At 68.8% G+C, this 24,616-nt stretch carries 25 protein-coding genes; 10 read left to right on the forward strand and 15 right to left on the reverse strand.

Annotation, left to right across the window (positions count from 1 at the left end):
* Window positions 1–158 precede the first annotated feature (158 nt).
* Window positions 159–1,694, reverse strand: coding sequence for an amino acid permease (locus ACFTS5_RS26170; RefSeq protein WP_378635827.1), 1,536 nt, complete (start codon window positions 1,692–1,694; stop codon window positions 159–161).
* Window positions 1,695–1,911: 217 nt separating this feature from the next.
* Here ACFTS5_RS26170 and ACFTS5_RS26175 point away from each other — a divergent pair, with 217 nt between their 5' ends.
* Window positions 1,912–2,583, forward strand: coding sequence for a TetR/AcrR family transcriptional regulator (locus tag ACFTS5_RS26175; RefSeq protein WP_378635830.1), 672 nt, complete (start codon window positions 1,912–1,914; stop codon window positions 2,581–2,583).
* A gap of 43 nt (window positions 2,584–2,626) precedes the next feature.
* Here the strand turns inward: ACFTS5_RS26175 and ACFTS5_RS26180 are convergent, their stop codons facing one another.
* On the reverse strand, window positions 2,627–3,448 hold the full coding sequence (locus ACFTS5_RS26180; RefSeq protein ID WP_378635832.1) for an alpha/beta fold hydrolase: 822 nt from the start codon (window positions 3,446–3,448) through the stop codon (window positions 2,627–2,629).
* A gap of 203 nt (window positions 3,449–3,651) precedes the next feature.
* On the opposite strand from ACFTS5_RS26180, the gene ACFTS5_RS26185 reads away from it, so the two are divergent.
* A complete protein-coding gene (locus ACFTS5_RS26185; RefSeq protein WP_378635835.1) occupies window positions 3,652–4,572 on the forward strand; it encodes a GlxA family transcriptional regulator in 921 nt (306 codons plus the stop codon).
* 5 nt (window positions 4,573–4,577) lie between these two features.
* On the opposite strand, the gene ACFTS5_RS26190 is transcribed toward ACFTS5_RS26185, so the two are convergent.
* The 6 genes from ACFTS5_RS26190 to ACFTS5_RS26215 form a co-directional block, all read right to left on the reverse strand.
* A complete protein-coding gene (locus ACFTS5_RS26190; RefSeq protein ID WP_101465660.1) occupies window positions 4,578–5,105 on the reverse strand; it encodes a hypothetical protein in 528 nt (175 codons plus the stop codon).
* A 95-nt stretch (window positions 5,106–5,200) separates the two neighbouring features.
* Window positions 5,201–5,998, reverse strand: coding sequence for a family 1 encapsulin nanocompartment shell protein (locus ACFTS5_RS26195; protein ID WP_378635838.1), 798 nt, complete (start codon window positions 5,996–5,998; stop codon window positions 5,201–5,203).
* A complete protein-coding gene (locus ACFTS5_RS26200; RefSeq protein ID WP_378635841.1) occupies window positions 5,999–7,054 on the reverse strand; it encodes a Dyp-type peroxidase in 1,056 nt (351 codons plus the stop codon). It abuts the gene before it with no gap.
* A gap of 78 nt (window positions 7,055–7,132) precedes the next feature.
* On the reverse strand, window positions 7,133–7,459 hold the full coding sequence (locus tag ACFTS5_RS26205; protein WP_101465662.1) for a cupin domain-containing protein: 327 nt from the start codon (window positions 7,457–7,459) through the stop codon (window positions 7,133–7,135).
* A 104-nt stretch (window positions 7,460–7,563) separates the two neighbouring features.
* Window positions 7,564–8,049 (reverse strand): dihydrofolate reductase, encoded by a 486-nt coding sequence (locus ACFTS5_RS26210; protein WP_378635844.1) that lies wholly within the window; start codon window positions 8,047–8,049, stop codon window positions 7,564–7,566.
* Window positions 8,046–8,849: a thymidylate synthase gene (locus ACFTS5_RS26215; protein WP_378635846.1), complete on the reverse strand. Its 804-nt coding sequence runs from the start codon at window positions 8,847–8,849 to the stop codon at window positions 8,046–8,048. The genes ACFTS5_RS26210 and ACFTS5_RS26215 overlap by 4 nt, the downstream gene beginning before the upstream one ends.
* A 58-nt stretch (window positions 8,850–8,907) precedes the next feature.
* On the opposite strand from ACFTS5_RS26215, the gene cobF reads away from it, so the two are divergent.
* Together cobF and ACFTS5_RS26225 are read left to right on the forward strand one after the other, a co-directional pair.
* On the forward strand, window positions 8,908–9,666 hold the full coding sequence (gene cobF, locus ACFTS5_RS26220) for a precorrin-6A synthase (deacetylating) (protein ID WP_378635849.1): 759 nt from the start codon (window positions 8,908–8,910) through the stop codon (window positions 9,664–9,666).
* Window positions 9,667–9,684: 18 nt separating this feature from the next.
* Complete coding sequence (locus tag ACFTS5_RS26225; RefSeq protein WP_378635851.1) at window positions 9,685–10,554, forward strand: Fpg/Nei family DNA glycosylase; 870 nt, start codon at window positions 9,685–9,687, stop codon at window positions 10,552–10,554.
* On the opposite strand, the gene ACFTS5_RS26230 is transcribed toward ACFTS5_RS26225, so the two are convergent.
* Genes ACFTS5_RS26230 through ACFTS5_RS26240 form a run of 3 tightly spaced genes read right to left on the reverse strand, consistent with a single transcriptional unit; the run spans window position 10,547 to window position 13,679 of the window.
* Window positions 10,547–11,992 (reverse strand): dihydrolipoyl dehydrogenase family protein, encoded by a 1,446-nt coding sequence (locus tag ACFTS5_RS26230; RefSeq protein ID WP_378635854.1) that lies wholly within the window; start codon window positions 11,990–11,992, stop codon window positions 10,547–10,549. The two genes, ACFTS5_RS26225 and ACFTS5_RS26230, sit on opposite strands and share 8 nt — an antisense overlap.
* The gene (locus tag ACFTS5_RS26235) at window positions 11,989–12,234 is read right to left on the reverse strand and encodes a DUF2630 family protein (protein WP_101465668.1); all 246 of its coding nucleotides are present in this window, start codon (window positions 12,232–12,234) and stop codon (window positions 11,989–11,991) included. The genes ACFTS5_RS26230 and ACFTS5_RS26235 overlap by 4 nt, the downstream gene beginning before the upstream one ends.
* A 50-nt stretch (window positions 12,235–12,284) precedes the next feature.
* Window positions 12,285–13,679, reverse strand: a complete 1,395-nt coding sequence (locus ACFTS5_RS26240; RefSeq protein ID WP_378635857.1) for a PLP-dependent aminotransferase family protein — start codon at window positions 13,677–13,679, stop codon at window positions 12,285–12,287.
* A gap of 79 nt (window positions 13,680–13,758) precedes the next feature.
* On the opposite strand from ACFTS5_RS26240, the gene ACFTS5_RS26245 reads away from it, so the two are divergent.
* The gene (locus ACFTS5_RS26245; RefSeq protein ID WP_378635859.1) at window positions 13,759–14,451 is read left to right on the forward strand and encodes a pyridoxamine 5'-phosphate oxidase family protein; all 693 of its coding nucleotides are present in this window, start codon (window positions 13,759–13,761) and stop codon (window positions 14,449–14,451) included.
* A 17-nt stretch (window positions 14,452–14,468) separates the two neighbouring features.
* On the opposite strand, the gene ACFTS5_RS26250 is transcribed toward ACFTS5_RS26245, so the two are convergent.
* Window positions 14,469–16,571, reverse strand: coding sequence for a bifunctional lysylphosphatidylglycerol flippase/synthetase MprF (locus ACFTS5_RS26250; protein WP_378635862.1), 2,103 nt, complete (start codon window positions 16,569–16,571; stop codon window positions 14,469–14,471).
* Between the two features lie 132 nt (window positions 16,572–16,703).
* Between ACFTS5_RS26250 and ACFTS5_RS26255 the strand changes: the two genes are divergently transcribed.
* Together ACFTS5_RS26255 and ACFTS5_RS26260 are read left to right on the forward strand one after the other, a co-directional pair.
* Entirely contained in the window at window positions 16,704–18,002 is a 1,299-nt protein-coding gene (locus tag ACFTS5_RS26255; RefSeq protein WP_378635864.1) for an alpha/beta hydrolase-fold protein, read from the forward strand.
* Window positions 18,003–18,046: 44 nt separating this feature from the next.
* A complete protein-coding gene (locus tag ACFTS5_RS26260; protein ID WP_378635867.1) occupies window positions 18,047–18,739 on the forward strand; it encodes a TetR/AcrR family transcriptional regulator in 693 nt (230 codons plus the stop codon).
* On the opposite strand, the gene ACFTS5_RS26265 is transcribed toward ACFTS5_RS26260, so the two are convergent.
* Window positions 18,688–19,362 (reverse strand): DUF4386 family protein, encoded by a 675-nt coding sequence (locus ACFTS5_RS26265; protein WP_378635869.1) that lies wholly within the window; start codon window positions 19,360–19,362, stop codon window positions 18,688–18,690. The two genes, ACFTS5_RS26260 and ACFTS5_RS26265, sit on opposite strands and share 52 nt — an antisense overlap.
* Before the next feature lie 57 nt (window positions 19,363–19,419).
* On the opposite strand from ACFTS5_RS26265, the gene ACFTS5_RS26270 reads away from it, so the two are divergent.
* Window positions 19,420–20,109 carry a TetR/AcrR family transcriptional regulator gene (locus ACFTS5_RS26270; protein ID WP_378635871.1) on the forward strand — a complete coding sequence of 230 codons (690 nt, stop codon included), beginning with the start codon at window positions 19,420–19,422 and terminating at the stop codon, window positions 20,107–20,109.
* Here ACFTS5_RS26270 and ACFTS5_RS26275 read toward each other — a convergent pair whose 3' ends face one another.
* Together ACFTS5_RS26275 and ACFTS5_RS26280 are read right to left on the reverse strand one after the other, a co-directional pair.
* On the reverse strand, window positions 20,110–21,477 hold the full coding sequence (locus ACFTS5_RS26275) for a hypothetical protein (protein ID WP_378635874.1): 1,368 nt from the start codon (window positions 21,475–21,477) through the stop codon (window positions 20,110–20,112).
* On the reverse strand, window positions 21,477–22,289 hold the full coding sequence (locus ACFTS5_RS26280; RefSeq protein WP_378635876.1) for a crotonase/enoyl-CoA hydratase family protein: 813 nt from the start codon (window positions 22,287–22,289) through the stop codon (window positions 21,477–21,479). The genes ACFTS5_RS26275 and ACFTS5_RS26280 overlap by 1 nt, the downstream gene beginning before the upstream one ends.
* 64 nt (window positions 22,290–22,353) lie before the next feature.
* On the opposite strand from ACFTS5_RS26280, the gene ACFTS5_RS26285 reads away from it, so the two are divergent.
* Both ACFTS5_RS26285 and ACFTS5_RS26290 read left to right on the forward strand, forming a co-directional pair.
* Entirely contained in the window at window positions 22,354–22,959 is a 606-nt protein-coding gene (locus ACFTS5_RS26285) for a TetR/AcrR family transcriptional regulator (protein WP_378635879.1), read from the forward strand.
* 18 nt (window positions 22,960–22,977) lie between these two features.
* Window positions 22,978–24,606: an acyl-CoA dehydrogenase family protein gene (locus ACFTS5_RS26290; protein WP_378635881.1), complete on the forward strand. Its 1,629-nt coding sequence runs from the start codon at window positions 22,978–22,980 to the stop codon at window positions 24,604–24,606.
* Window positions 24,607–24,616: the final 10 nt, after the last annotated feature.

The raw sequence follows: 24,616 nt of genomic DNA on the forward strand, positions 1-24,616 counted from the left end.
GGCACCGGGGCTTGCTCCTTCGTCGCCTACGCCCCGGCGCCTGACCGGCGGCCCGGCCGCGGACCGGCCACTTCGTGGCCGTCCCTCCCTAGGGGTCGGGAGTGCGGTGGCTGGGTTGGGTGGGTTGTTGAAGACGGGGACGGGCCGGGTGTGGCGGATCAGGTTGTGGCAGGGGCGGTTTCGATGCGGGGAGTGGGGGTTTTGGCTGCTACTACCGAGCGGTAGACGATGGCGCCGGTGGTGAGGATTACGGCTACCGACAGGGGGCCTGCCCAGAGTTGCCACCAGCTGCCGCCGGCGGGGGTGTAGACCTCGGGGCGGGGCCAGGCCAGGTTGATGACCATGGCGATGCCCCAGACGACGGCGAGGGCGTTGATGGGGATGCCAAGGCGGCCCAGGTGGAACAGGGTCTTGTCGTCGGGGGCGGGCAGGCCCTGGATGCGGCGCAGCAGCAGTGGCACGGTGACCAGGAGGTAGGCCAGGTACAGGCTGACGATGCAGACGCTGGCGAGGGTGGCGAAGATGGCGGGGTTGCCGAGGTTCAGGACCAGCAGGCCGATGCCGAGGGCGCCGATCGCGACGGCGGGCCACACGGGGGTGCCGAAGCGGGGGTGCACGGTGGACAGGGCCTTCGCGAAGGGCAGTTTGCCGTCGCGGGCCATCGAGAACATCAGGCGCGAGCCCGCGGTCTGGATGGCGAGGGTGCACACGATCACGGCGACCGCGACACAGCCGAGCAGCACCGAACCGGCGGGGCTGTTCAGCTTCGAGGTGATGACGTAAGCCAGTCCACCGGTGGACAATTCGCCGTCGGACAGGCTCGGAGCCGCCATCAGCGCGCCGAGCAGCATGAGGCCACCGCCCAGTGCCGAGACCGCCAGCGCGAGCAGGATGGTGCGGGGAGCGACCTTGCGCGGGTTCTTGGTCTCCTCGGAAAGCTCACCGGCGGAATCGAATCCGACCATCACGTACGCGGCCATCAGGCCCGAGACCAGGAACGCCGCCCAGTACGGGCCGGGGGAGGCCTGGTCGGTCTGGAACACCACATCGGGGCCGCGCTCGGTGTTGGCGAAGAACAGCGCGATGATCGCCAGCACGCCGACGATCTCGACGGTGACACCGACCGAATTGATCTTCGACATCAGGTCGATGCCGATCACGTTGATGGTGGTGGTGACGACGAGCAACACGCTGCCGAGCAGCACCGCGTTCATCGCGCCGTCGCGGGAGGTCAGCGCGGTGTCGGTGCCGATGAGCTGGAATCCGCTCCAGATCGAGGGCAGCACCACCTGGAGTGCGATGGCGGCCGCGGCGGCGGTCACGACCTGCGCGATCACCATCATCCAGCCGGCGAACCAGCCGATCAGCCCGCCGGCCAGCCGACGTGACCACTGATAGATACAGCCGGAGATCGGGTAGCGGGCGGCGAGCTCGGCGAAGTTCAGCGCGACCAGGAACTGGCCCGCGAACACCAGCGGCCACGTCCAGAAGAAGGCGGCGCCGCCGAACGAATAGCCGAAGCCGAAGAACTGGAAGATCGTGGTGAGGATGGAGACGAACGAGAAACCTGCCGCGAAGGACGCGTAACGCCCCAGTTTGCGGTGCAGGACCGGCGTGTAGCCGAAGGCTGCCAGATCGGCGCTGTCGCGGCCGAGTTCGGGTGGGGCGGCGGGGGATTCGAATGTCGTGGCCATGTCGGTGTCCTTCAGCGGTTCGGCCAATATCTATCAGTCGATAGTTTTGCGCGCGCGATCGCTCGAACGGTGTCGTGCGTGTATCGACTGGACGCCCCGCGGTAACTTCTGCGTTGCGTGAGTTTCTGTCAAATGACAGAAATTCGACGGCCGGGCATTCTCGCTGGTGAGCTGCCCGCTGCGGTGCAGGTCGTGGCCCGATGACAGAATCTTCGGTGTGGCGAATCTCGGTCCCGGGCGTCCCCGGCTGGAACAGCGGCGCAGGCAGGGAACTACGCCGCGCGCGGAGATCCTCGACGCGGCGGCGGAGCTCTTCACCACCAAGGGGTACGCCAACACCTCGACGCGGGCAGTCGCCGACGCGGTCGGCATCCGGCAGGCATCGCTGTATCACCACTTCGCCGCCAAGGACGACATCCTCGACGCGCTACTGGCCGAAACTGTGGCGGGACCGGTCGAACTGGCGCAGCGGATGATGACCGAACCGGACGGCGCGGCGACCCAGCTCTACGCTCTTGCCCTGTTCGACGTGCGCCAATTGCGGACGGCGCGGTGGAATCTGGGCGCGCTGTATCTGCTGCCGGAGTTGCGCACGGAACGCTTCGTCGCGTTCCGGCGACGACGTGACGAACTGCGCGGACACTACGAGCGTCTGGCCGCCGCGGCATCGACGGCAGCGGGGGAATCCGGCGACGCGCGGATCCTGCCGTTCCGTCTGGTGGAGACGGTGATCGCGATCAGGTACGACGAGGGGGCGGCGGGCGTGGACACCGAGCGCGTCATCCCGGACGCCGTTCTGCGCATCGTCGGCTACCCGGGCGACACGGGTGCGGTGCGGGCATCGGCCGCGGCGCTCCTCGCACGGCTGGGCGAGATCGCTCCCGCCTGAGAGGCCGGCGCGGTACCCGGTGGGCGAGGAGCGCCGCGATACCTCAACTTCGGATGAACGCCAGGATGTCCTGGATGAGCTCCTGCTGATAGGCGCCGAAGACGCCGTGCGGTGCGCCCGCGTACACCTTCAGCGTTCCCTTCTCGACGAGCTCGATCGACTTCAGCGCGGCATTCGCGATCGGCACGATCTGGTCGTCGTCGCCGTGTGCGATGAAGACCGGCACCCGCAGCGCCTTCAGATCCTCAGTGAAGTCGGTCGCGGAGAACGCGGCGACACACTCGTAGGCGGCCTGGATCCCCGCGAGCATGCCCTGGCGCCAGAAGTCGTCCTGCGCGCCCTTCGAGACGACGGCACCCTCGCGGTTGAAGCCGAAGAACGAGGGGGCGAGCTCCTGATAGAAGCTGGAGCGGTCGCTGAGCACCCCGGCGCGGATATTGTCGAACACCTCCATCGGCAAGCCGTCGGGATAGGCCTCGGTGGCGACCATGATCGGCGGTACCGCGCCGATGGTGACGACCTTGGCGACCCGGTCCACACCGTGCTGGGCGGCGTAACGCACGACTTCGCCGCCTCCGGTCGAGTGCCCGACCACGATGACATCGCGCAGGTCGAGTGACTCGATCAGCTCGGCGAGATCGCGCGCGTAGGTGTCCATGTCGTTGCCCTGCCACGGCTGCGAGGACCGGCCGTGACCGCGGCGGTCGTGTGCGATGACGCGGTAGCCCGCGTCGGCGAAGGTCTTGCGCTCCAGTGCCCACGCGTCGGAGCTCAGCGGCCAGCCGTGGCTGAAGACGACAGGTTGTCCGGTGCCCCAATCGGAGAAATAGATCTCGGTGCCGTCGGTGGTGGTGAAGTAGGGCATTGTGCTGTGCTCCTGTCGGAGATGCGGACGAGTAGGTTGCCCATAGTTGTCGAGCGCCGGTGCGCTGTCGCCCACCGGAACGGCCGAAGATCCCGCCATTCCGGCCAAACAGTAGATTTATCGGCATGTCTACACCCTGGAATCGCCTACATCACACTACTTCCAGTGGTACACGGCGTATCGGGTTTCTCCTGTTCGACGGGGTGAAGGCACTCGACTACGTCGGTCCCGCAGAGGTATTCGTCGAGGCGAATCAGTTCGCCGATGCCTACGAGATCGTGCTGATCTCGCCCACTGGCGCACCGGTGCACAGCTCGGTGGGCCAGGGAGTTGCTGTGACGACTTCCGTGGCGGATGCGCCCCTGCTCGACACGCTCGTGGTGCCCGGCAGCGAAGTGCGCCCCGCCGAGTTCGTGCGTCCCGATCTGGTCGAGGCCGCCCGCGTTCTCGCGGCGCGCAGCCGTCGGGTCGTGTCCATCTGCAGTGGCGCCTTCGTGCTGGCCGAACTCGGGATGCTGGACGGCCGAAGCGCGACCACACACTGGAAATTCGCCGCCGAGCTCGCCCGCCGGTATCCCCGGATCGACGTGCAGGCGGACCGGATCTTCGTGCGGGACAACGACATCGCGACCTCGGCGGGCGTCGCGGCGGGCATCGACCTCGCGCTCGCGTTGGTGGCGGACGATCTGGGCACCGACATCGCTCGCCAGGTCGCTCAGGGGCTTCTGGTCTATCTGCAGCGTTCCGGCGGGCAGACCCAGTTCTCGACGCCCATGCGCGCCGTCGCCCTGCCGCCCGGTCCGGTGCGCGTGGTCACCGACCTGATCGCCAGGGACCCCGCCGCGCGGCACAGCGTGGGCGACCTCGCGCGATACGTCAATGTGAGCGTCCGTCACCTCACCCGCCTGTTCACCGAGGAGACCGGGCTCAGCCCGGCCGAGTACGCGGCGAATGTGCGGTTCGATCTCGCCCGGGCCGAGCTCGAAGCCGGCAGTTCGGTGAGCCGGGCCGCCTCCGGCGCGGGTTTCGCCAGCGCCGAGGCACTACGCCGGGCCTTTGTCACGCGGCTCGGGGTGTCGCCCTCGGACTACCGGCGCAGGTTCGAATCCGAGGCGAGTGCGTAGCGGTCTCAGCGGGCGGTCGGCGGGGCGATCTGCCAGTGCTGGTTGAGTGCGCCCGCGATCTCGGGCAGCACGGTGATCGGGATTCGCTTGGCGCGCAGCATTTCCCGGATCTCGCTCACCTGTTCGCGCTTGCGCATGTCGTAGGCGCCCGTGACGGGGCGGATCACCGGTGGGATGGACAGCAGCACCAGTTCGTCGGCCGACTCGCCGTTCAGGTCGAGTGCCAGTGCCCAGCGGGCGTGCTCGTCGAGGGTGAAGCGGCCCGCGACGACGCGGTCCCACGGCACGGTCGACGAGCGGAACGGGGTCCGCGCGTAGATCGCGTGCTCGTGCAACTCGATGACGTCACGGACGAACAGCGCGACACCCACCGCGAAGCCGCCGACCGCCCCGACCAGCAGCCCGGTGATCACCCGGTTCACCCCGAACATCGCCAGGAACAACCCGACGACGCCCGTGGTGACCAGGACCGCGATCAAGCAATAGAACAGACTCCGCCTGGTGGACACCACACCGGCACGCACGACCGACATGCGGACCTCCCTCTCCAGCTCGCCGGGCCCGATGCTCGCGCCGATCGGCGAATCACGATTCGTGGCTCACCCTAGCGGTGCGCACCGCCGTGGGCTCACGAGCCGAGCGACACCGCTGCCTCGGAGGTCTCGACGAGGAAGGTGAAGGTCTCCTGGAAGTACAGCTGCACCGTCTCGGCGTCGTGGCTGAGGTAGCCGATCGACAGGTCCTGGCCGAGCGCGAGCTCGAAGTCGCCGCCGCGGGTGGTGAGCGCGAAACCGCCGGAGATCGCCGGCGCCCAGATGATCTCGCCGTCGATCAGCCGCTCGATGTGGGTCCGGATCGGGTGACCGTGATCGGAGGTCTCGCTGACCTGGGTGTACAGCTCGGCGCTGAGCACCACCGAATACGGGCCCTGCACGCCGGCCAGGCGCAGGCCGGTGAGGGCGTGCGAGATGGCATCGGGAATGTCGACGACATTGCCCGGAAGGGCGACGGGGGAGTTCGAGGCGGCCTCGCGGATCCCGGTGATGCCCGCGGCGGCGTAGCTCTCGAAGATCGCACGGTCTTCGGCGAAGGCGATCTTCTGCGCGGCGTCCTTGAGGTTGTCGAGGTCGGCGTCGCCCGCTCCGCGCTCGATGTCGTCGAGCTCGGAGCGTTGCAGGGTGAACGGCACCCGCAGCTCGATGACCGGTTGGATCACGCGCTGATGAGCCTGCACGCCGTCGTCGGGCGAGGCGATCGAGGTGACCCGGCCGAGGTTGCGGGCCGAGAAGTCGAAGCCGTGCGGTCCCGACACGTCGACCACCCGGCGACCCGCGATATTGCGCTTGAACGTGCGGGTTGCCTCCTCCTCGATCTGCGACCAGGCTTCGCCGGTGATCGGCGCGAGTTCGCGATGCAGGTTGTTCATTCAATTACTCCTTTTCATCGTGCCGATTGCGAGGGAGCCGTCCGAGCGAGCGGCTGCCGCCGCGTTCGCGCGTTCGACGGGGACGATTTCGGACAGTGTCGCCGGCTCGACCTCGGTGGCTGCCGTGTCGGGTGCGTCGGGCAGGTCATCGAGGAAATCCACGGTGGGAGTGAAGAAGAGCGTGCCGGTAACAGCGAAGGAGAAGTCGAGGATGCGGTCGTAAGCCGCCTCGCTGGTACCGAGGAACATCCGTTCGAGCATGCGTTCGGTGACGCTCGGGGTGGCGGCATAGGCCACGTAGTAGGTGCCGAACTCGCCGGCGCCGATGGTGCCGAACGGCATGTTGGCGCGCACGATCTGGCGCTCGGTGCCGTCGGGGTCGGTGATCGTGTTCACCGCGACGTGCGAGTCGGCGGGTTTCACGTCGTCGGGCAGTTCGTAGTCGGCGAGCTTGGTCCGCCCGATCACCCGCTCCTGTTCCTCGATCGACAGCGCGTTCCACTGGTCGAGCGGGTGGGTGTACTTCTGCACGACGACATAGCTACCGCCGGTGAACTCGGGATCCTCGTCGCCGATCAGCGCCGCCGAGGCCGCGCCCGGGCCTTCGGGGTTCTCGGTGCCGTCGACGAAGCCGAGCAGGTCGCGCTGCTCGAAATAGCGGAACCCGACCGTCTCGTCGACGATGGTCGCCGCGCCTTTGAGGCGGGCGCCGATCACCATGGCGAGTTCGAAGCACGGGCCCTGGGTCTCGCCCCTGATGTGGAAGAACAGGTCGCCAGGGGTGGCCGGGGCGCTGTGGATCGGGCCGTTGTAACCCGGGAACTCGTGCAGCTCAGCGGGTTTCGGGCCGACGAAGAGCCGGTCCCAGGCCGCCGAGCCGATCGAGGTGACGCAGGTCAATCCTTCACCGGGCACCCGGAAACCGATCGAACGGCGCAATCCGGAGATGTCTGCCAAGAGGTCGCGGACCGCGGATTCGCCACCGGAATCGATGGTGGCGACAAGGAAGATCGCGGACGGCGTGAGTGGATCGAGGATCGGCTGTGGCTCACCCATGGCGTCCACAGTACGGCTCCGCACCGACAGGTCCGATCAACGCCTCGAGGTGTCAGATGTTTTCGGGCGATCGACCTGCTATTTCGCGACGGTCAGCAAAAATGTGACGTCGTCCACAGCTTTGACACTGTGGCGGGCGCGCGGCACCACGATGAGATCGCCTGCCGAACCCTTCCACTCGTCGGTGCCCGCGATCAGCACCAGCGTGCCGGAGAGCACCTGGATGGTGGCATCACCCGCATTGTCGTGTTCGGCCAGGCTCTGTCCCTCGGCGAGTGCGACGACCGTCTGGCGCAGCGCATGGGTATGGCCACCGATGAGGGTTTGCGAACTCCGGCCGCTCGTCGAGGTGGCCGCCAGCTTGAGCTGTTGACGGGCCACCGCGGTCAGCGATTTCTTGTCCATGGATCGGGCCTTTCGCAGGCATCTCGCGGGCAGGTCTTGCCAGGAGTATGCCCGACGGCGCCCACGCGTTCGGGCGTTTTGCCGCGACCGTTAGCTGTGTGTTGTCAGCCGCGGGTGTAGTGGCGAATGCGGTAGCGCAGACCGGTTTTCGAGGTCAGCCACGGGGCGTCGTCCGCATGCCATTCCGGGCCGATGACCGGGGCGAAGGCATCACCTGCCACGGTGGTGTCGACCTCGGTGACCAGCAGCGTCGTCGCCGAGGGCAGCGCGGCGCGGTAGATCTCGCCGCCGCCCGCCACCCAGGTGTCGGACTCGCCGGTCATCGTCAGCGCGTCGGGCACGGAGGCGGCGCGTTCGGCGCCGTCGGCCGCCCACTCGGACTGGCGGGTGACCACGATGTTGCGCCGGCCGGACAGCGGACGAAAGCTCGCGGGCAGCGAATCCCACGTCCGTCTGCCCATGATCACCGGGTGCCCCATGGTGGTGTCGCGGAAATTCGCCATATCCTCGGGCACCCGCCACGGAATGGTGTTGTCGACACCGATCACCCGGTCGTTCGCCTGCGCCCAGATCAGGCCGATCTGCTTCACACCGCCACCGGCGCCTTGATGCCGGGGTGATGTTTGTAATCGGACAGCTCGATGTCCTCGTAGGCGTAGTCGAACAGGCTCGTCGCCGGGCGCAGGTGCAGCGTCGGGAACGGGTAGGGCTCGCGGCTGAGCTGCTCGCGGACCTGGTCGACGTGGTTGTCGTAGATGTGCACGTCGCCGCCGGTCCAGATGAACTCGCCCGGCTCGAGCTCGGTCTGCTGGGCGACCATCAGGGTGAGCAGGGCGTAGCTGGCGATATTGAACGGCACACCGAGGAACAGGTCGGCGCTGCGCTGGTACAGCTGGCAGGACAGTTTGCCGTCGGCGACATAGAACTGGAAGAAGGCGTGGCAGGGGGCCAGCGCCATCTTGTCCAGGTCGGCCACGTTCCAGGCCGAGACGATCATCCGGCGCGAGTCGGGGTCGGTGCGCAGGGTGTGCAGCACCTGGGCGATCTGGTCGATGTGGGTGCCGTCGGGGGTGGGCCACGAGCGCCACTGCACGCCGTAGACGGGGCCGAGCTCACCCTTGGCGTCGGCCCATTCGTCCCAGATGGTCACGCCGTGCTCGCGCAGCCAGGCGACATTGGAGTCGCCGCGCAGGAACCACAGCAGTTCGTAGGCGATGGACTTCATGTGGACCCGCTTGGTGGTGATCAGCGGGAAGGATTCAGCCAGGTCGTAGCGCAGCTGGTGACCGAAGATGCTGCGGGTTCCGGTGCCGGTGCGATCGGCCTTGGGCGTGCCTCGCTCCAGAACGTGCCGGAGCAGATCCTCGTACTGCGTATCAGGGGTGGCCACGTCTTGCGATTCTACGGGGGTCGGCTCTGCGGATCGGCACCTGGCAAGCTCTTCGGCTATGCGCAAGCTCTACGTGATCGGCATCGGCGCCGGCGACCCCGACCAGGTGACGATGCAGGCGATCAAGGCCATGCGAAAGGCCGAGGCCTTCTTCGTGATCGGCAAGGGCGCCGAGAAACAGGAACTGGTCGACGTGCGTACCACGATCCTGGCCGAACACGTGGACACGCCGCATCGGATCATCGAGATCACCGATCCGCCGCGTGAGCGCACTCCCGCCGACTACGCCGGTGTCGTCGTCGATTGGCACGAACGGCGTTCCGAACTCCTCGAAGCCGCGTTCGACCAGGTGGACGGCGTCGGCGCGATCCTCGTGTGGGGAGATCCGGCGCTCTACGACAGCACCCTGCGCATGGTCGAGCACGTGCTGGCGCGCGGGCGCGCCGACTTCGACTACGAGGTGATCCCCGGCGTCACCAGCATCGCCGCGCTCGCCGCCCGCCACCGCATGGTGCTGCACCGGATCGGTGAGCCCGTCCACGTCACGACAGGGCGCAGACTGCGCGAAGAAGGGCTCGGACCCGGGTCGACCGTGGTGATGCTGGACGGCGAATGCTCGTTCACCGAGGTCCGTGGCGACGACATCCATATCTGGTGGGGCGCCTACCTCGGCATGCCCGACGAAATCCTGATCGAAGGCGATCTGCGCGAAGTCGAAAGCCGCATCGTGGCCCGCCGCGCGGAACTGCGCGCGGAAAAAGGCTGGATCATGGATGTCTATCTGCTCCGCGACGGATCCCACGCCGACGCACGATGAATAGCTAAACTGGCAACCGTGCCCGAACTGCCGGAAATAGAGGCGTTGGCGCAGTTCCTTCGGGATCATGCCGTCGGCGCTGTGGTCGGCCGTGTGGATGTGGCGGCCCTGAGTGCGGTGAAGACATTCGATCCGCCGGTCACCGCGTTGTCCGGCCGCGATGTCACCGGTGCGGGGCGGTGGGGGAAATTCCTCGGAATGGATTGTGGCGGACTGTGGTTGATCACCCATTTGTCGCGCGGCGGATGGTTGCGCTGGGTCGATGAGCCGAATCCGTTGCCGCCCAAGCCGGGCGGTAAGAGCCCGCTGGCGCTGCGCGTGCATTTCTTCACGCCCGAGGGCGCCACGCCCGCGATCGACCTGACCGAGGCGGGGACGAAGAAGCGGCTGGCGGTGTATGTCGTCGAGGATCCGATGGCGGTGCCGGGGATCGCACGGCTCGGACCCGACGCGCTCGGACTGACCGAGGACGAATTCGCCGCGCTGCTGAAAAGCACATCGCAGCGAATCAAGACCGCGATCGTGGATCAGACTCTGATCGCCGGAATCGGCAATGCCTATTCCGACGAGATCCTGCACACCGCGAAGATCTCCCCGTTCGCGAACACCAGAACGATGTCCGCGGAAAAGGTTTCGCAGTTGTACATCGCGATGCGCACGGTGCTGCTCGACGCGGTCGATCGTTCGGTGGGACAGGACGCGGCCCGATTGAAGGGCGAAAAGCGTTCGGGCATGCGGGTACACGCCAGAACCGGGCAGGCGTGCCCGGTCTGTGGTGACACCGTGCGTGAGGTGTCCTACGCGGAGCGGTCCTTCCAGTACTGCGCCACCTGCCAGACCGGCGGCAAGGTGCTCGCCGACCGGCGGATGTCGCGGCTGCTCAAATAGTCTTCTCGCGCCAGGCTTCCAGCAGCCGGAGCCAGAATTCGCTGACGGTGGGGAAGGCGGGCACCGCGTTCCACAGAGCCTCCATGGGCACCCGTCCCACCACCGCGATGGTGGCCGCGTGCAACTGCTCACCCATATCGGGACCGACGAAGGTGGCGCCGAGAATACGGTCGGCGGCGGTATCTATCACGAGTTTCGCGCGGCCGTGGAAGTCGTCACGCGAGAGCGCGGACCCCGCGACGGCGATGTCGAGCTCGACGGTGTCCACCGCGTGTCCGGCGGTGCGCGCCTCGTGTTCGGTGAGGCCGACGGAGGCGAGTTCCGGTGCGGTGTAGACGACCTGGGGAACCTGCTGATGGTCGGCGCTCGCGGTGAACCGCGAGCCGTCGAGTGGCCTGCCCTCCGCGCGGGCGGCGATCACGTCACCGCACACCCTCGCCTGGTATTTGCCCATATGTGTCAGCGCCACACGATGATTCACATCGCCGACGGCGTAGAGCCAGTCGCCGGACACTGCACGCGCGGTCAGCTGGTCGTCGACTTCGACATAGCCGGCGGGCAGCCCCACCGCGTCGAGACCGAGATCCGCGGTGGCGGGGCCACGGCCGGTGGCGACGACGAGTTCGTCGACCTCGAGTTCGCCGTCGCCGAGCACCAGGGTGACCGGACCGCCGTGGAGGCGGCCGACGCCGGTGTCCTCGGGATCGCGGCGCGAGACCAGTAACGGTTCGGTGTGGAACCGCACCTCGACGTTTCCGGTGTCACGCAAGCCCCGCAGCACCAGCTCCGACGCGAACGACTCGCTGCGCGGCAGCAGGCGGTCACCCCGGACCAGCAGGGTCACCTCCTCGGCGCCGAGTTCGGCCAGCCAGGTCGCCGTTTCGCAGGCGACGACACCGCCGCCGATGATGGCGACCCGGCGCGGGACGACGGTCAGGTTGGTGGCGTCGCGGGAGGTCCACGGCAGCGCCTCGCGCACGCCCTGAATGTCCGGGATGGTGGCGGTGGTGCCGGTCGCCAGGACGACGGCGTGCCGGGCGCGCAAGCGCTTCACGCCGTCGTCGGTGCTTACCTCGACGAGTCGTTCGCCGACCAGACGGCCGGCCCCACGGACGGTGTCGATGCCGGTCGATTTCGCCCACTCGACCTGGGAACTGTCGTCGTGGTCGTGCACGAAGGCGTCGCGGCGGGCGAGGATGTCGGCCACCTGCGGGCCACTCGCGCTCACCCCCGGCATCGCCTCGCCGAGGTCGAGTACGGCGCCGGGGCGCAGCAGTGCCTTGCTGGGAATGCACGCCCAGTAGCTGCATTCGCCGCCGAACAGTTCCCGCTCGACCAGGGCGGCGGTGCGGTCGCTGCCCGCGATGGCGTAGGCGGCGGCGTTCTCACCCGCCGGGCCGGCACCGATGACGATGACGTCGTACTCGAGCTCGGTCACTGCAGATAGCCCTCGACCTCACGGGGGGAACGCAGCCCGGTGTCCTCGGGAGATTCGCCGGAGCCGCTGCGGGCGCGTCGCTGCCGCAACAGATCCCAGGCCTGATCGAGCATCACTTCCAGTTCGGCCAGCTGCTTGCGTTCGGCTACCGGGTCGATCTCGCCCGCGGTGGCCTTGGCTCGCAGCGAGTGCTCGTCGTCGACCAGCTGTTTGATCCGCGCCAGAATGTCCTGATCAGTCATGCTCTCACCACTTCGATAGTCGGAGGGGTCGTGCCGGTTCCTGGTCCATGCTACGACCGCGCGGGTCCGGCGGAGCGTGCTGCTTCGGCGAGGCAGTCGGCCGCGACGGGCATGGCGCGGGCGAGGTCGGTGCTGTTCAGCGCGGTATAGCCGATGGCGACGCCGAAGTGGTGTGGTTCGCCGAGGTGGTGGCGGGCCAGACCGTCGAGCAGGACGCCGCGGGCGCGGGCGGCGTCGACGGCGTGGCGCTCGGCGGCGGGGCCGGGGAGTTCGACGACGACGTGCGAGCCCGCGTCGTCGCCGATGACGGGGAGCCCGCGGCGGGTGAGCGCGTCGACGACCAGGGCGCGTCGTGGCGGGACCACTCTGCGGAGCCGGCGCAGGTGCCGGGACAGGTCGCCGTGGCGGGCGAATTCGCTGAGGATCCGCTGCCCGGCGGGGCTCGGGTAACTGCCGATCTCCGCGCGGTGGGTGAGCACCGCGTCGGTGATGTCGGGGCGGGCGACGAGCCAGCCCACGCCGAGGGTGGTGGCAATGATCTTGCTGGTGGTGCCGAGATGGACGACGACATCAGGTGCCATCGCCGCGAGCAGTGGTAACGGCGCTGTGTCGTAACGCAATTCGCCGTCGTAGTCGTCTTCGATGATGAAAGCGCCGGTTCTTCTGGCGAATTCGATGAGCTCGACCCGGCGCGCCGCGGGCATCATCGCACCCATCGGGAACTGGTGTGCCGGTGTGCAATACACCGCGCGAACGCCGGGCGGAATCCGATCCACACACAAACCCCCGGCGTCGACGGGCACCGGCAGCACCTCGATGCCGACGGCTCGGAGGGCGCCGACGGCGCGGAGGTAGCCGGGATCCTCGATGGCGACGGTGTCGCCCGGACGGAGCAGCGCGGTGGCGAGCTCACCCACCGCCGCGCTGGTACCGGCGGTGGCCAGCACCACCGATCCGGCGCCGGCCGCCAGGCCCCGATGGCGCAGGAGGTGGTCGGCGACCGCCGCCAGGAAGTCCGGTTCGCCCGCACGGTTCTTGCGGGCCTCGGGAGCTTGGTCGCCGGCCGCCCGCCACGCGCGGCGCCAAGCGGCGGAGTCGACGGCTTCGGCGCACGGTGCACCCGGACCCAGATCGAGCAGGCCCGCGTCGGGATCGGCACCGTCGCCGGCGCCGGTGGACGGTGGCGCGGTGGCGGGGGCGGTGCTGAGGTAGGTGCCGGAGCCGTGTTTGCCGGTGAGCCAGCCTTCCGCGTGCAATTGGTCGTAGGCGACGGCCACCACCGCCCGGCTCACCCCGAGTCGCTGTGCCAGGGCGCGCGAGGACGGTAGCCGGTCGCCGATGCGCAGCACCCGATCGGTCGCCGCGGCGCGCAGGGCATCGGCCACCTGCACCGACAGCGGTTCGGGGGCGGTGCGGTCGAGCGGGATCGGAAGGTCGTCGAGCATCGCCCACCTCGAATTGGCCTGTTGAAATTCTGTTGAATTGGATCTACGCGTAGTCCACTTCTTCGGCGAAGCTCATCTTATGAGCACGCACGACGTCAACCGCAACCCCCTGTCACCGACCCCGCGCACCACGCTGACGCGCTCCAAGGAACGCGGCGTCACCGACCGCGCGGCACTGGACGCGGTGCTCGACGCGGGCCTGGTGTGCCACCTCGGCGTGCTGCTCGGTGGATCGCCGGTGGCGCTGCCCACCATCTACGGACGCGTCGGCGACACCCTCTACCTGCACGGATCCACCGGCGCGGGCAATATGCGCGCCGCGATCGACACCGATATCTCCCTGACGGTGACCCACGTCGACGGGCTGGTGTACGCGCGCTCGGCCATGCACTTCTCGATGAACTACCGCTCCGCGGTGATCCGGGGCAGGGCGGTGCTGGTCACCGACGAGGCCGAGCGCGACAGCGCGCTGCGGGCGATCGTCGAGCACTCCGCGCCCGGAGCCTGGGATCGGGTACGCCCGCCCAACCGCAAGGAGATGGCGGCGACGATGGTGCTCGCGCTCGACCTCACCGAGGCCTCGGTGAAGGTGCGTTCGGGCGGGCCGAACGACGACGAGGGCGACATCGCGACCGGCGGTGTGTGGGCGGGGGTATTGCCGCTGCGACAGGTGTGGGGCGAGCCGATCCCGGCCGGCAACCTCGAACCCGGCATCGACGTGCCCGCTGACGTCAGTGCGCGGGTCACGCCGGTCGCGGTGCCCGTGCGTTGAGATCCGCGCGTCGGCGTCTATTTGCCGGACGCCCCGAGTGTCATCAGATCCTTGGCGGAGACCTCCGGTAGGTATGCCTTCGTCAGGGCGATGCCGATACGGGGCAGGTCGGCCTCGTCGCGGTAGCACAGGTACACCGGCTCGTGGCGGGGCTGGAACTTGGCCTTGAACGAATGCAGTGACCGGAAGCCGTAATACGGCTCCATCGCGGCGCCGAGCCCCTCGAGCAGACGATCGATGGGCTCGGCGCCGTCGGTACCCGCACTGCGTGCCAGCGGTGCGCCCGACAGCGAAACGATCTCGGCACCTTCCTCTTTGAACGCCTGGCAGGACGAGGCGATGAGGAATTCCACCACCGGCCGGAACCCGTCGGGGCGCCTGCGCATCACGTCGAGAGTCCAGCCACGGATCTCGTCGCCGGGGCCGTAGACGGGCAACCACGAGGTGACACCGTGTACGCCGCCCTTGGCATCGACGGCCAGCCCCACCCGTACGGCCGGGTCGAGTGCCTCCTCCACGCCGCCGAGGGTGAATCCCATTTCGGGCAGCCCCTTCTCGCCCACCCACTCCTCGGAGATGGCGCGCACCTGGGCGATCACCACGAACGGTTCGTCGGCCAGCTCGACGAGCCGGAACTCGATGCCCTCCTTGTTCGCCTTGTTGATCGCGGAACGGATGTCCTGCCACGCCTTGCCCTTGAACTCGAGCTGCGGCAGATCGACGATGGTGTCCTCGGCGATCTGCACACTGCGCCACCCGAGTTCGCCCGCGATCTCGGCGACCGCCTCGGTGGTGGAGAACAGGCACGGGACGAGTCCGTCGGCTTCGCAGCGATCGGTGAATCCGGCGATGGTGGCGGGGAGCAGATCGGTGGGGCCGATCGGATCGGTGAGCACGATGACGGTGCCCGCGTGACGCTGATAGGCGACGCAGCGTTCACCGTCGGCGGCGAACCAGTATTTGTTCTCCGGCCAGGTCGCCATCCACGACATGGTGCTGCCGCCGTAGCGGGCGAGCAGGGCACGCACCGCTTGTCCGGGATCGGTGCCGGTGAGCGCGCCGTCGGTGATCTTGCGCCGCACTGGCACCCGGAACGCGCCGCGGCCGCTGTAGAGCAGCGCCACCTCGACCGCCCACAGCAGACCTGTTCCGAAGGTCACCGCGCCTTCGGTCTCGAAGTCGGTGCCGATGGCCACGCCGAGCAGCACCAGCGTGAACACCACGTGCAGCAGGCCGTAGGCGAGAGTGCCCCACCACGCCCAGTGCCTGCCTTTCCGCAGTTGCTCGGCCACCACCGTGATCACCACCACGGTCAGGATCGTGCTCCACAGCGAGCCGCGTTCGTTCTCGGTGGGACCGAGCAGGCTGTTGCCGGGGAAGAAGTACACCGCCACCGAGGCTGTCGCGATCACCAGCAGTCCGATGAAGGCCAGCATGCGGACCTCACGTCGGGTACGTGGCCAGAAGCCGTGTTCGGTGCGGCTGAACAGCTTTTCGCCCGCGGGCAGCCAGACGGCGATCGCGATGAGGTGCATGAGATCGGCGAAGGTCGACTCGAACAGGAACGTGAGCGCCACGTGCGCCATCAGCACGGCGCGCACCCGCAGGCGCCACGGCGACCGCAGCGTCGCCGAGACCGCGGCCAGCGCCGCGAACGCGGCCGTGGTGAATCCGACATCGCGGACCTCGGAAAGCCGGTCGGCCCAATCGAGATGGGTGTGGGCCAGCAGCCCGACCGTCACCGACGCGCCGAGAATGCCGATCAGCTGGCCCGACAGACAGACCAGTGCGGTGCGCACGGTGCCGAGCCGCCACTCCGTCCAGCCGACCGCCGCCGCGAAAATAACTGCCATACAGAAGTATTGGAAGGGGGTGAGTCCGAAGAACCAGCCGGACAGCGGCGTCCACCACTTGCCCTCGGTAAGCGGGGGCCAGCCGTAGGCGATATCGGGATACCAGGAACGTTCGTCGAGCCTGCGCCACAAGCCACCGCTGGCGACGCCGAGGATCGCGACCACGAGGAGGAAGCCGAGGGTGAACGGCATCCGGCGGATCACGGTGTGCGCCAAGGCGACGCCGCGCGAGGGCGCCGATTCGGGGGCAGCCGCGTTGTCGTTCATAGAACCACCCTTTGCTGCGAGTGCGCCGCACCGGCGCGGTGAGGTCGTCTGTGTACCGTATGTCATCGCGGCCGCACCACGACCGCGATGCGTGCGCTAGGGCGGTCGAGGTGGCATCTGCGGAGGTCAGGGATGACGCGAATCACCGATCTGTCGTTGCTCACCGGATGGCTGCCGGTGGCGTTGACGATCTTGGGCGCCCTGGGTGCGGTCTGGTTGCTGTTACCTCGCGTACGACGATATGTCACGACGATCATGCCGATCGTGGTGCTGGCCGCGGTGGTGTTCACCGTGGCGCTGTACCTGTTCGTGGAGGAGGTGTGGCGGCCGTTTCCCGATCCGATCGCCGTGTCGGTGTACGTGCTGATCGGGATCGCGGTCGCCGCGGTGCTGCTGGTGGTCCCGCGAATTCTGGTGCGCCGGACCGTGTGGACCGGTGTGGTGACCGTGCTCGCGGCCGCGGCGGTGCTCGTGGCGGTGGGAGTCGGGATCAACCGGGAGTACGCGTCGTATCCGACGGTGGGCGCGGCGTTCGGGGTGGAACAGGTCGACCGGATCGACGCCCGTGAGCTGACGCGGCGCGAGCAGGTGATCAGCGCGCGTCCGCTCGAGCCGGCCTGGCACGCGCCGGGCGGATTGCCCGACGGCGGGCGAGTACTGACCGCGACGGTGCCGCCGACGGCGTCCGGATTCGCCGCGCGTGATGCCCAGATCTATCTGCCGCCCGCCTATTTCGCGGATCCGCGTCCGCTGCTGCCGGTGCTGGTGTTGCTCGCCGGTGAGCCGGGCGCGCCGCAGGACTGGTTCGTCGGTGGGCAGCTGGCCGAGACCATGGATTCGTTCGCCCGCGCGCACAACGGGCTCGCGCCGGTCGTCGTGGTGGCCGACGGGACCGGCTCCCAGCTGGCGAACCCGCTGTGTCTGGACTCGAAGCTCGGCAATGTCGCCACCTACCTGGCCGTCGATGTGCCGAACTGGACGCGGGCGAATCTGCAGATCGACCCGGATCCGCGTTCCTGGGCGATCGGCGGACTCTCCTACGGCGGCACCTGCGCGCTGCAACTGGCCACCAATTATCCGGCGGTCTATCCCACCTTCCTCGATATGTCCGGTCAGGACGAACCGACCCTGGGCGACCGCCGGCGCACGGTGGACGCCGCGTTCGGCGGGGATACCGAGGCGCTGTTACGGGTCAACCCGCTCGACCTGCTGCGGACGCGGGCGTATCCGGATTCCGCCGGTGCGTTCGTCGTCGGCGCCGACGACGAGATGTACCGGCCGCAGGTGGAGCGGATGTATCAGGCGGCCGAGGAGGCGGGGATGGATGTGCGGCTGCGGATTCTCCCCGGTGGCCACAACTTCGCGCTGTGGGAGTTCGGGCTGCGTGATCAGCTGCCGTGGCTGGCCACCCGGCTCGGCCTGACACCCTGATCGGTGCCGGATTCCGCGGGGGTTCGCGGAGTACAGTTCGACGCATGTCCGAGGTGAAAACCCCAGGTACGGACGTCGGTGGCCCGCCCGCCGAGCAACAGATCGCCGCCGCCGCGCTCGGCATCGTCGACGAGGACGGCGCGGTGGCCCTGTCCGTCGGGGCGGTGGCGCGACGGCTCGGGGTCGACGCGGACGTGGTGCACGCCCGCGTCGGTGGGTTGGACGGCCTCGAACGCGCGGTGATCGAAAACGTGCTGTCGTCGGTGTCGCTCGGGCCGCTCACCGACGACGGTGTGGAGTGGACCGCGGCGGTGATCCAGTTCGCGCTGAGCATGCGCGGTCGGCTCTTCGACCACCCCGCGGTGGCGGAGTTGATCATGTCGGGGCCGATGGACAGTCCGTCGGCCGACGGGCCGGTGGCGCGCGATATGACCGAGGCGCTGTTCGTCTGCCTCGCACGCGGTGGCCTCCAGGCGCCCATCCGCGCGCACGGGGTCTACGCGGTGTTCGTGTACGTCCTCGGTTCGATCGCCCTCGACGTGGCCGAAACCGACGGAAAGCCACCGCTGCCAGGGGAATCCGAGCGGATCGCGGCCCGCCGCGCGGCTCTGCGCGACCTGGATCCGACCCGGTGGCCGCGTACCGCGGCGCACCGGGAGGAGATCGCCGCCTGGACCTCCGTTGATCAGTTCGTCTGGGGGCTTCGCGTGCTGCTCGTCGGGATGACGGCGACCTGACGCGCGAACGCGCCGCGGCCCAGCAGGGCCGCGAAGCTCAGCAGCCACCCGCTCCACAACACGTAGCCGAGGAAGTTGACGACGGCGGCGGGCTCGATGCCGAGCGGGATGACGACGCCGGTCGCGATGGCGGCGGCGCTGGTGTAACCGAGGGCGGCGAACCACCGCGGGGTGCGCAGGGCCGCGATGACCAGCGCGGTCCAGATCGCGGTGAGGGTGTACCCGGCGGTTTCGCCCAGGAGGGTGCCCAGCAGGGTGTGCTGTCGTTCGAAGGTGTCCGCGTCGGTCAGGGTGGGGACCAGTAGCGGCCAGCGCAGCAGGCCGATCGTTTGCACGAGGGCGGCGGCGACGCCGGCTCGCACCGCCCAGCGCATCGTGGGGGAGTCGTCCAGGCGCCCGATCAGGACGGACAGCGGGACGAAAGCGCACGCCGCGGCTGCGAGGAGGGCGAACAGCGTGACGATCGTGGTCTGCTCGGCCCGGAATCGGGCGAGGACCTCGGTGGCGGGCAATTGCAGGACGTCGGGGTAGTCGAACGTCATCCCGAGGCCGACGAAGGCGAGGTTCATCAGAATCGGGGCGCTGATCAGCAGCGTGATGGCGGTCCATGGCTTGGTTCGCATGAGAATCCATTCTGGCTGTACGGAGTACAGGTAGCTGTACGGGGTACAGTTCACCGCATGTCGAAGGCGAAGTCAACAGGTGGCGGCGCGGCGCGGCCGGCGCGGCGCTCGTTCACCGAAGAGCAGGTGGTGGACATCGCGCTACAGCTTCTCGATGGGGGCGGGACCGGGGCGCTGTCGATCCGGGCGGTGGCGGGCAAGCTCGGGGTGAACCCCAACGCGGTGTACACCTACGTGGCGAGCCGGGCCGATCTGGAGCGTGCCGTGATCGAACGCGTGCTCTCGGCGGTTGCCCTCGAACCCCTGCGCGACCCCCGCGTGGAGTGGGCCGACGCGGTGATCCGGTTCGCGCTCGGCCTGCGCGCGGAACTGCTCGCGCATCCGGCGGTCGCGCTGTTGATGATGTCGGGGCCGATGGACGGGCCGTCGGCGAGCGATGTCGGCGAGGCGATGTTCGGGTGCCTGGCTCGGGGCGGTTTGTCGGAGGCGAGGCAGGCGAACGGCGTGTACGCGGTGATCGTGCAGGTGCTGGGCGGCATAGCGCTCACGGTGGCCGAAACCGACGGAAAGCCGCCGCTCACCCCGGAATCCGAGCGGGTCGCGCAACGTCGCGAGGGGCTGGCCCTGCTCGACGGCGATCGCTGGCCACGCTCGGCCGCGCAGGTCGACGCGATGGCGGCGTGGAACTCCGAGGATCAGTTCGTGTGGGGGCTGCGTGCCTTGCTCACGGGGATAGCCGCCGGCTGACTACCAGGGCGCGGGATGTAATCCCGTTGCCGCACAGGTCTTGTCGACGGCGTCGGACAGGGAATCGTTGTCGGCGGCGAGGCTGACCAGGGCGAGTGTGTAGGTATCGCCGAGGTGGGAGAGGTAGCCCGCGAGCTGGGTGCGGGGGAAGGTGGTGATGCCGGGGTGGATCGCGCGGGCGGCCACCCGGGTGCAGTCGTGTGGGCCGACTCTTCGCACCGCGTCGGGGAGGGTGCCGATGTTGGAGCACAGGATGTCTCGCTCGCCCGCGCCCTTGCTGAGGGTGTAGGCCCAGCGGTCGGGGATCACCTGGAGGATCTCCTCGGGCAGGCCCGCGGGGCTCGACATTCGGTGCTGATAGGCGGACCTGGCCTTGTCGCGAATGGTCGCGGGAGTGTCGAGGCGGTGGATGGCGATCTCGGTCACCGCGAGATCGTTGTCGACTCGGGGTTCGTCGCGCGTGTCGACGGGCAGGCTCGCGGTGATGATCGGGTTCGGGAAGCCGTTCTGCCACAGGATATTCGCGATCAAGTGGATGAACAGGCTGTTCGGGGTCCCGCCGAGGGTGTTCGCGGTGGTGTCCCAGTGGGCGGCATCGAAGGTCAGCAGGAGGGGGCGCAGGTGCCGGTCGCTGGGGGAACCTGGATTCGCCGGCGGAGTGCCGCTGGACGCGGGCTCGCGCGGAACGTGGTCCGTGGCCGGTCGTGCCGACCGCCGGGGGAACCTGCGTAACAGCGCACGGGTCGTGCCGCCGAAGATGGTGACCCACTGGGAGACCGCATCCGTCCACTCCGAAGACGTTGTTCGGTACTGCGTTTCACCGGCGGGCAGTAGGCCGATCGAGGCGTGCGCCGGATCGAGCGAGCGCAGGGCGGCGGTGACGGCGTGGATCAGGCCACGGGCGTCGGCCAGGACATGCGAACAGGTCAGGGCGACAACGGTTCCGCCGTCGTCGAGGCGGGCGGCGGACAGACGCCAGCCGGGCGCGAACTCCGGGTCCAGATCGGTGCCGAGGCTGTCGGCCCATGGCAGGACCGCGTGGGCGGGGAGTGGGCCGGCACCGCGACCGGAATCGCGGTGGGCGATCGGCATTGCCGGCCAGTCGGTCTCGGCGATCGCGGTCCGGTTCGGCAGGAGGTCGAGGGGGTGGGCGCTGGTGTTGGGCTGCCAGCCTCTGCGGGCGCCGGGAACCCGGGAGTCGACCACCCTGCGGCCGAGCCTGCCTACACGCAAGCGATCGTGAATCGATTGCAACAGCGCGGGTTCCATCGCATCGGGAGTACGCCACAGACCCTGTAGTGCGATGGGGGTGCCCATCCCGCGGTGGGTCCGCAGGAAGATCTCGTCGACGACCGTGAGGCGGTCCATCAGCGGTGGTCGGCGCTACCGTGCCTGCCCTCACCCGCGGCGAAGCGGGCGGCGCCGTCGAGTGCGCCGCCGGTCAGGGCGGTCATGCCGTGCCGGAATTCGACGCGCAGCGCCTCCTCCTCGGTGTGTCCGTACTGGTCGTACAGGGCGGCGCGGTCGGTGCGCAGACAGGTCTGGGGGAGCGCGGCGAGCTGGGCGGCCAGCTCCTCGGCCACGCGGCGGGCCTCGCCGGTGGGCACGACACGGGTGACCAGGCCCATCTGTAGCGCCTCGGGCGCGCTCACCGGGCGGCCGGTGAGGATCATGTCGAGTGCGCGGCCTTCACCGACGATGCGCGGCAGGCGCACGGTGCCGCCGTCGATCAGCGGGACGCCCCAGCGGCGGCAGAAGACGCCGAAGGTGGAGTCCTGCTCGGCGATTCGCAGATCACACCACAGGGCCAGCTCGAGACCGCCCGCCACGGCGTACCCGGACACCGCCGCGATCACCGGCTTGGACAGCCGCAGCCGGGTCGGGCCCATCGGGCCGTCACCGTCCTCGGTGGCCTGGTTGCTGTTCTCGGTGCCGAGAGCTTTGAGGTCGGCGCCGGAGCAGAAGGTGCCGTGTTCGCCCCACAGCACGGCGACCGAGGAGGTGGGGTCGGCGTCGAACGCGCGGAACGCCTTCACCAGCGCGTGAGCGGTCGGGCCGTCCACCGCGTTGCGGGCGTGTGGGCGATCCAGGATCACCGTCGTGACCGGGCCCGCGTGTTCGACGCGCACCGAATTCGCCGGACCGGGCGCGCTGGTTTCGGCGGGTGAACCTGTTTCCATTCCTCGACCATACGGCCACGGCACCCCTTGTGTGAAGAGGTGAATCAATGGTTCACTTCTTCACATGGTGTACCGCAGGACCCCGGCCGTACAGGCCCGGCTCGACGCGCAACGGGCGCTGATCGTGCACGGCGCCACCCGCGTGCTCTCGCGTGACGGGTTCGCCGGGCTGTCGATGGCAGCGGTCGCGGCGGAGGCCGGTATCGCGACCGGCACCGTGTACAAGCAGTTCGAGAACAAGGCCGAACTGGTCGCGGCGGTCTTCGAGACGGTCGTCGCCCGCGAGGTCGACGCGGTGCGCGCCGCCGTGGCCGAAGGTGACGTGGTGGGGCGGGTCACTGCCGCGGTGGAGACCTTCGCCGGGCGCGCGATGAAGAATCCGAAACTGGCCTACGTGCTGCTGGCCGAGCCCGTCGACGCCGCCGTCGACGCGCAGCGGCTGGAATTCCGCCGGGCGTTCGCCGCGTCGTTCGAGACCGCGATCGCACACGGCGTCGCCGAAGGCCGCTTGCCTGCCCAGGACTCGAGCCTCACCGCCGCCGCCCTCGTCGGCGCGATCGGTGAGGTGCTGGTCGGTCCGCTGGCCGCCGCGCCGCACGCCGAGACCGTCATCCCCGAATTGGTCGCTTTCGCCGTGCGCGCACTCGGTGCGCGCACGGAAACGTCGTAGTCGAAGGAGTTACCGGACATGCCGACCCACGAAGTGTTCAACCAGGCGCCACCACTGATCCCCTTCGATGCCGCGCGCAACCCCGCGCTGCTGGAAGGCCTGCACCGCGAAGGCGCGGGCTGGGCCGAAGCCGAAGTGCGCGAACTCGGCGCGCTGGCAGGCGGTTTCGAGGCGCAGGAGTGGGGCAGGCTCGCCAACGAGTACCCGCCGGTGCTGCACACCCACGACCGGTGGGGCAATCGTGTCGACGAGGTGGAATTCCACCCGCACTGGCACGACCTGATGAATGTCGCGGTCACACATGGGCTGCACGGTTCGCCGTGGCTGGACGAGCGGCCCGGCGCGCACACCGCGCGCGCCGCCAAGTTCTACACCTGGGGCGCCGCCGACGCCGGACACATGTGCCCGATCTCGATGACCTACGCGGTGGTGCCCGCGCTGCGCCACAACCCCGAACTGGCGGCCCGCTTCGAGCCGCTGCTCGGCTCGCGCACCTACGATTTCGGCTTGCGCGAACCATCGGCCAAGGCAGGTCTCATCGCGGGCATGTCGATGACGGAGAAGCAGGGCGGCTCCGACGTCCGGGCCAACACCACCACCGCCACACCACAACCCGACGGCTCGTACCGCATCGTCGGGCACAAGTGGTTCACCTCGGCGCCCATGTCGGACATGTTCCTCACGCTCGCGCAGGCCCCGGGCGGCCTGTCGTGTTTCCTGCTGCCCCGGGTACTGCCCGACGGCACCCGCAACCCCATCCGCATCCAGCGGCTGAAGGACAAGCTGGGCAACAAGTCCAACGCGTCCTCGGAGATCGAATACGAGAACGCCACCGGCTGGCTCGTCGGCGCCGAGGGGGCAGGGGTGAAGACGATCATCGAGATGGTCAACATGACCCGCCTCGACTGCGTGATCGGCTCGGCCACCGGCATGCGGCTCGGTGCGGTCACCGCGATCCACCACGCCCGCCACCGAAAGGCCTTCGGCGCCGAGCTGATCGACCAGCCCGCCATGCGCAATGTGCTGGCCGATCTCGTCATCGAATCGGATGCCGCGACCACGGTGATGATGCGGCTGGCGGGGGCCACCGACCGCGCGGGCAGCGATCCGGCCGAGGCCGCGCTGCGCCGGATCGCGCTCGCCATCACCAAGTACTGGGTCTGCAAGCGTGCTCCCGCGCACGCCGCCGAAGCGCTGGAATGCCTGGGCGGCAACGGCTATGCCGAGGAATCGGGGATGCCGCGGCTGTATCGCGAGGCGCCGCTCATGTCGATCTGGGAAGGGTCGGGCAATGTGGCGGCGCTGGACGCGTTGCGTGCCATGGGACGTCAGCCCGAGACGGTCGAGGCCTACTTCGCCGAGGTCGGGCTCGCCCGCGGCGCCGATGCGCGCCTCGACGACGCGATCGACCGGGTGGGCAAGGAACTCACCGACCTGTCCGATATCGAATACCGCGCCCGCCGCGTCGTGGAACTGATGGCACTCGTCCTCCAGGGCGCACAGCTGGTGCGGCACGGACATCCCGCCGTCGCGGACGCCTTCTGCGCGACCCGCCTCGGCGCCGACTGGGGCATCGCCTTCGGCACCCTGCCCGTCGGCGTCGACACCGGCGCGATCATCGAGCGAGGTTTCGTCGACGTGCGCTGAGTGCGCCTTG

Source organism: Nocardia sp. NPDC056952 (assembly GCF_042674185.1).
Classification (GTDB): domain Bacteria; phylum Actinomycetota; class Actinomycetes; order Mycobacteriales; family Mycobacteriaceae; genus Nocardia.

Excerpts from the sequence above, each read along its gene's own strand:
- ACFTS5_RS26170 (WP_378635827.1), bottom strand. The coding sequence starts at position 1,694 with ATGGCCACGACATTCGAATCCCCCGCCGCCCCACCCGAACTCGGCCGC.
- ACFTS5_RS26180 (WP_378635832.1), bottom strand. The coding sequence starts at position 3,448 with ATGCCCTACTTCACCACCACCGACGGCACCGAGATCTATTTCTCCGAT.
- ACFTS5_RS26190 (WP_101465660.1), bottom strand. The coding sequence starts at position 5,105 with ATGTCGGTCGTGCGTGCCGGTGTGGTGTCCACCAGGCGGAGTCTGTTC.
- ACFTS5_RS26195 (WP_378635838.1), bottom strand. The coding sequence starts at position 5,998 with ATGAACAACCTGCATCGCGAACTCGCGCCGATCACCGGCGAAGCCTGG.
- ACFTS5_RS26200 (WP_378635841.1), bottom strand. The coding sequence starts at position 7,054 with ATGGGTGAGCCACAGCCGATCCTCGATCCACTCACGCCGTCCGCGATC.
- ACFTS5_RS26205 (WP_101465662.1), bottom strand. The coding sequence starts at position 7,459 with ATGGACAAGAAATCGCTGACCGCGGTGGCCCGTCAACAGCTCAAGCTG.
- cobF (WP_378635849.1), top strand. The coding sequence starts at position 8,908 with ATGCGCAAGCTCTACGTGATCGGCATCGGCGCCGGCGACCCCGACCAG.
- ACFTS5_RS26235 (WP_101465668.1), bottom strand. The coding sequence starts at position 12,234 with ATGACTGATCAGGACATTCTGGCGCGGATCAAACAGCTGGTCGACGAC.
- ACFTS5_RS26240 (WP_378635857.1), bottom strand. The coding sequence starts at position 13,679 with ATGCTCGACGACCTTCCGATCCCGCTCGACCGCACCGCCCCCGAACCG.
- ACFTS5_RS26245 (WP_378635859.1), top strand. The coding sequence starts at position 13,759 with ATGAGCACGCACGACGTCAACCGCAACCCCCTGTCACCGACCCCGCGC.
- ACFTS5_RS26250 (WP_378635862.1), bottom strand. The coding sequence starts at position 16,571 with ATGAACGACAACGCGGCTGCCCCCGAATCGGCGCCCTCGCGCGGCGTC.
- ACFTS5_RS26255 (WP_378635864.1), top strand. The coding sequence starts at position 16,704 with ATGACGCGAATCACCGATCTGTCGTTGCTCACCGGATGGCTGCCGGTG.
- ACFTS5_RS26260 (WP_378635867.1), top strand. The coding sequence starts at position 18,047 with ATGTCCGAGGTGAAAACCCCAGGTACGGACGTCGGTGGCCCGCCCGCC.
- ACFTS5_RS26265 (WP_378635869.1), bottom strand. The coding sequence starts at position 19,362 with ATGCGAACCAAGCCATGGACCGCCATCACGCTGCTGATCAGCGCCCCG.
- ACFTS5_RS26270 (WP_378635871.1), top strand. The coding sequence starts at position 19,420 with ATGTCGAAGGCGAAGTCAACAGGTGGCGGCGCGGCGCGGCCGGCGCGG.
- ACFTS5_RS26275 (WP_378635874.1), bottom strand. The coding sequence starts at position 21,477 with ATGGACCGCCTCACGGTCGTCGACGAGATCTTCCTGCGGACCCACCGC.
- ACFTS5_RS26280 (WP_378635876.1), bottom strand. The coding sequence starts at position 22,289 with ATGGAAACAGGTTCACCCGCCGAAACCAGCGCGCCCGGTCCGGCGAAT.
- ACFTS5_RS26285 (WP_378635879.1), top strand. The coding sequence starts at position 22,354 with ATGGTGTACCGCAGGACCCCGGCCGTACAGGCCCGGCTCGACGCGCAA.
- ACFTS5_RS26290 (WP_378635881.1), top strand. The coding sequence starts at position 22,978 with ATGCCGACCCACGAAGTGTTCAACCAGGCGCCACCACTGATCCCCTTC.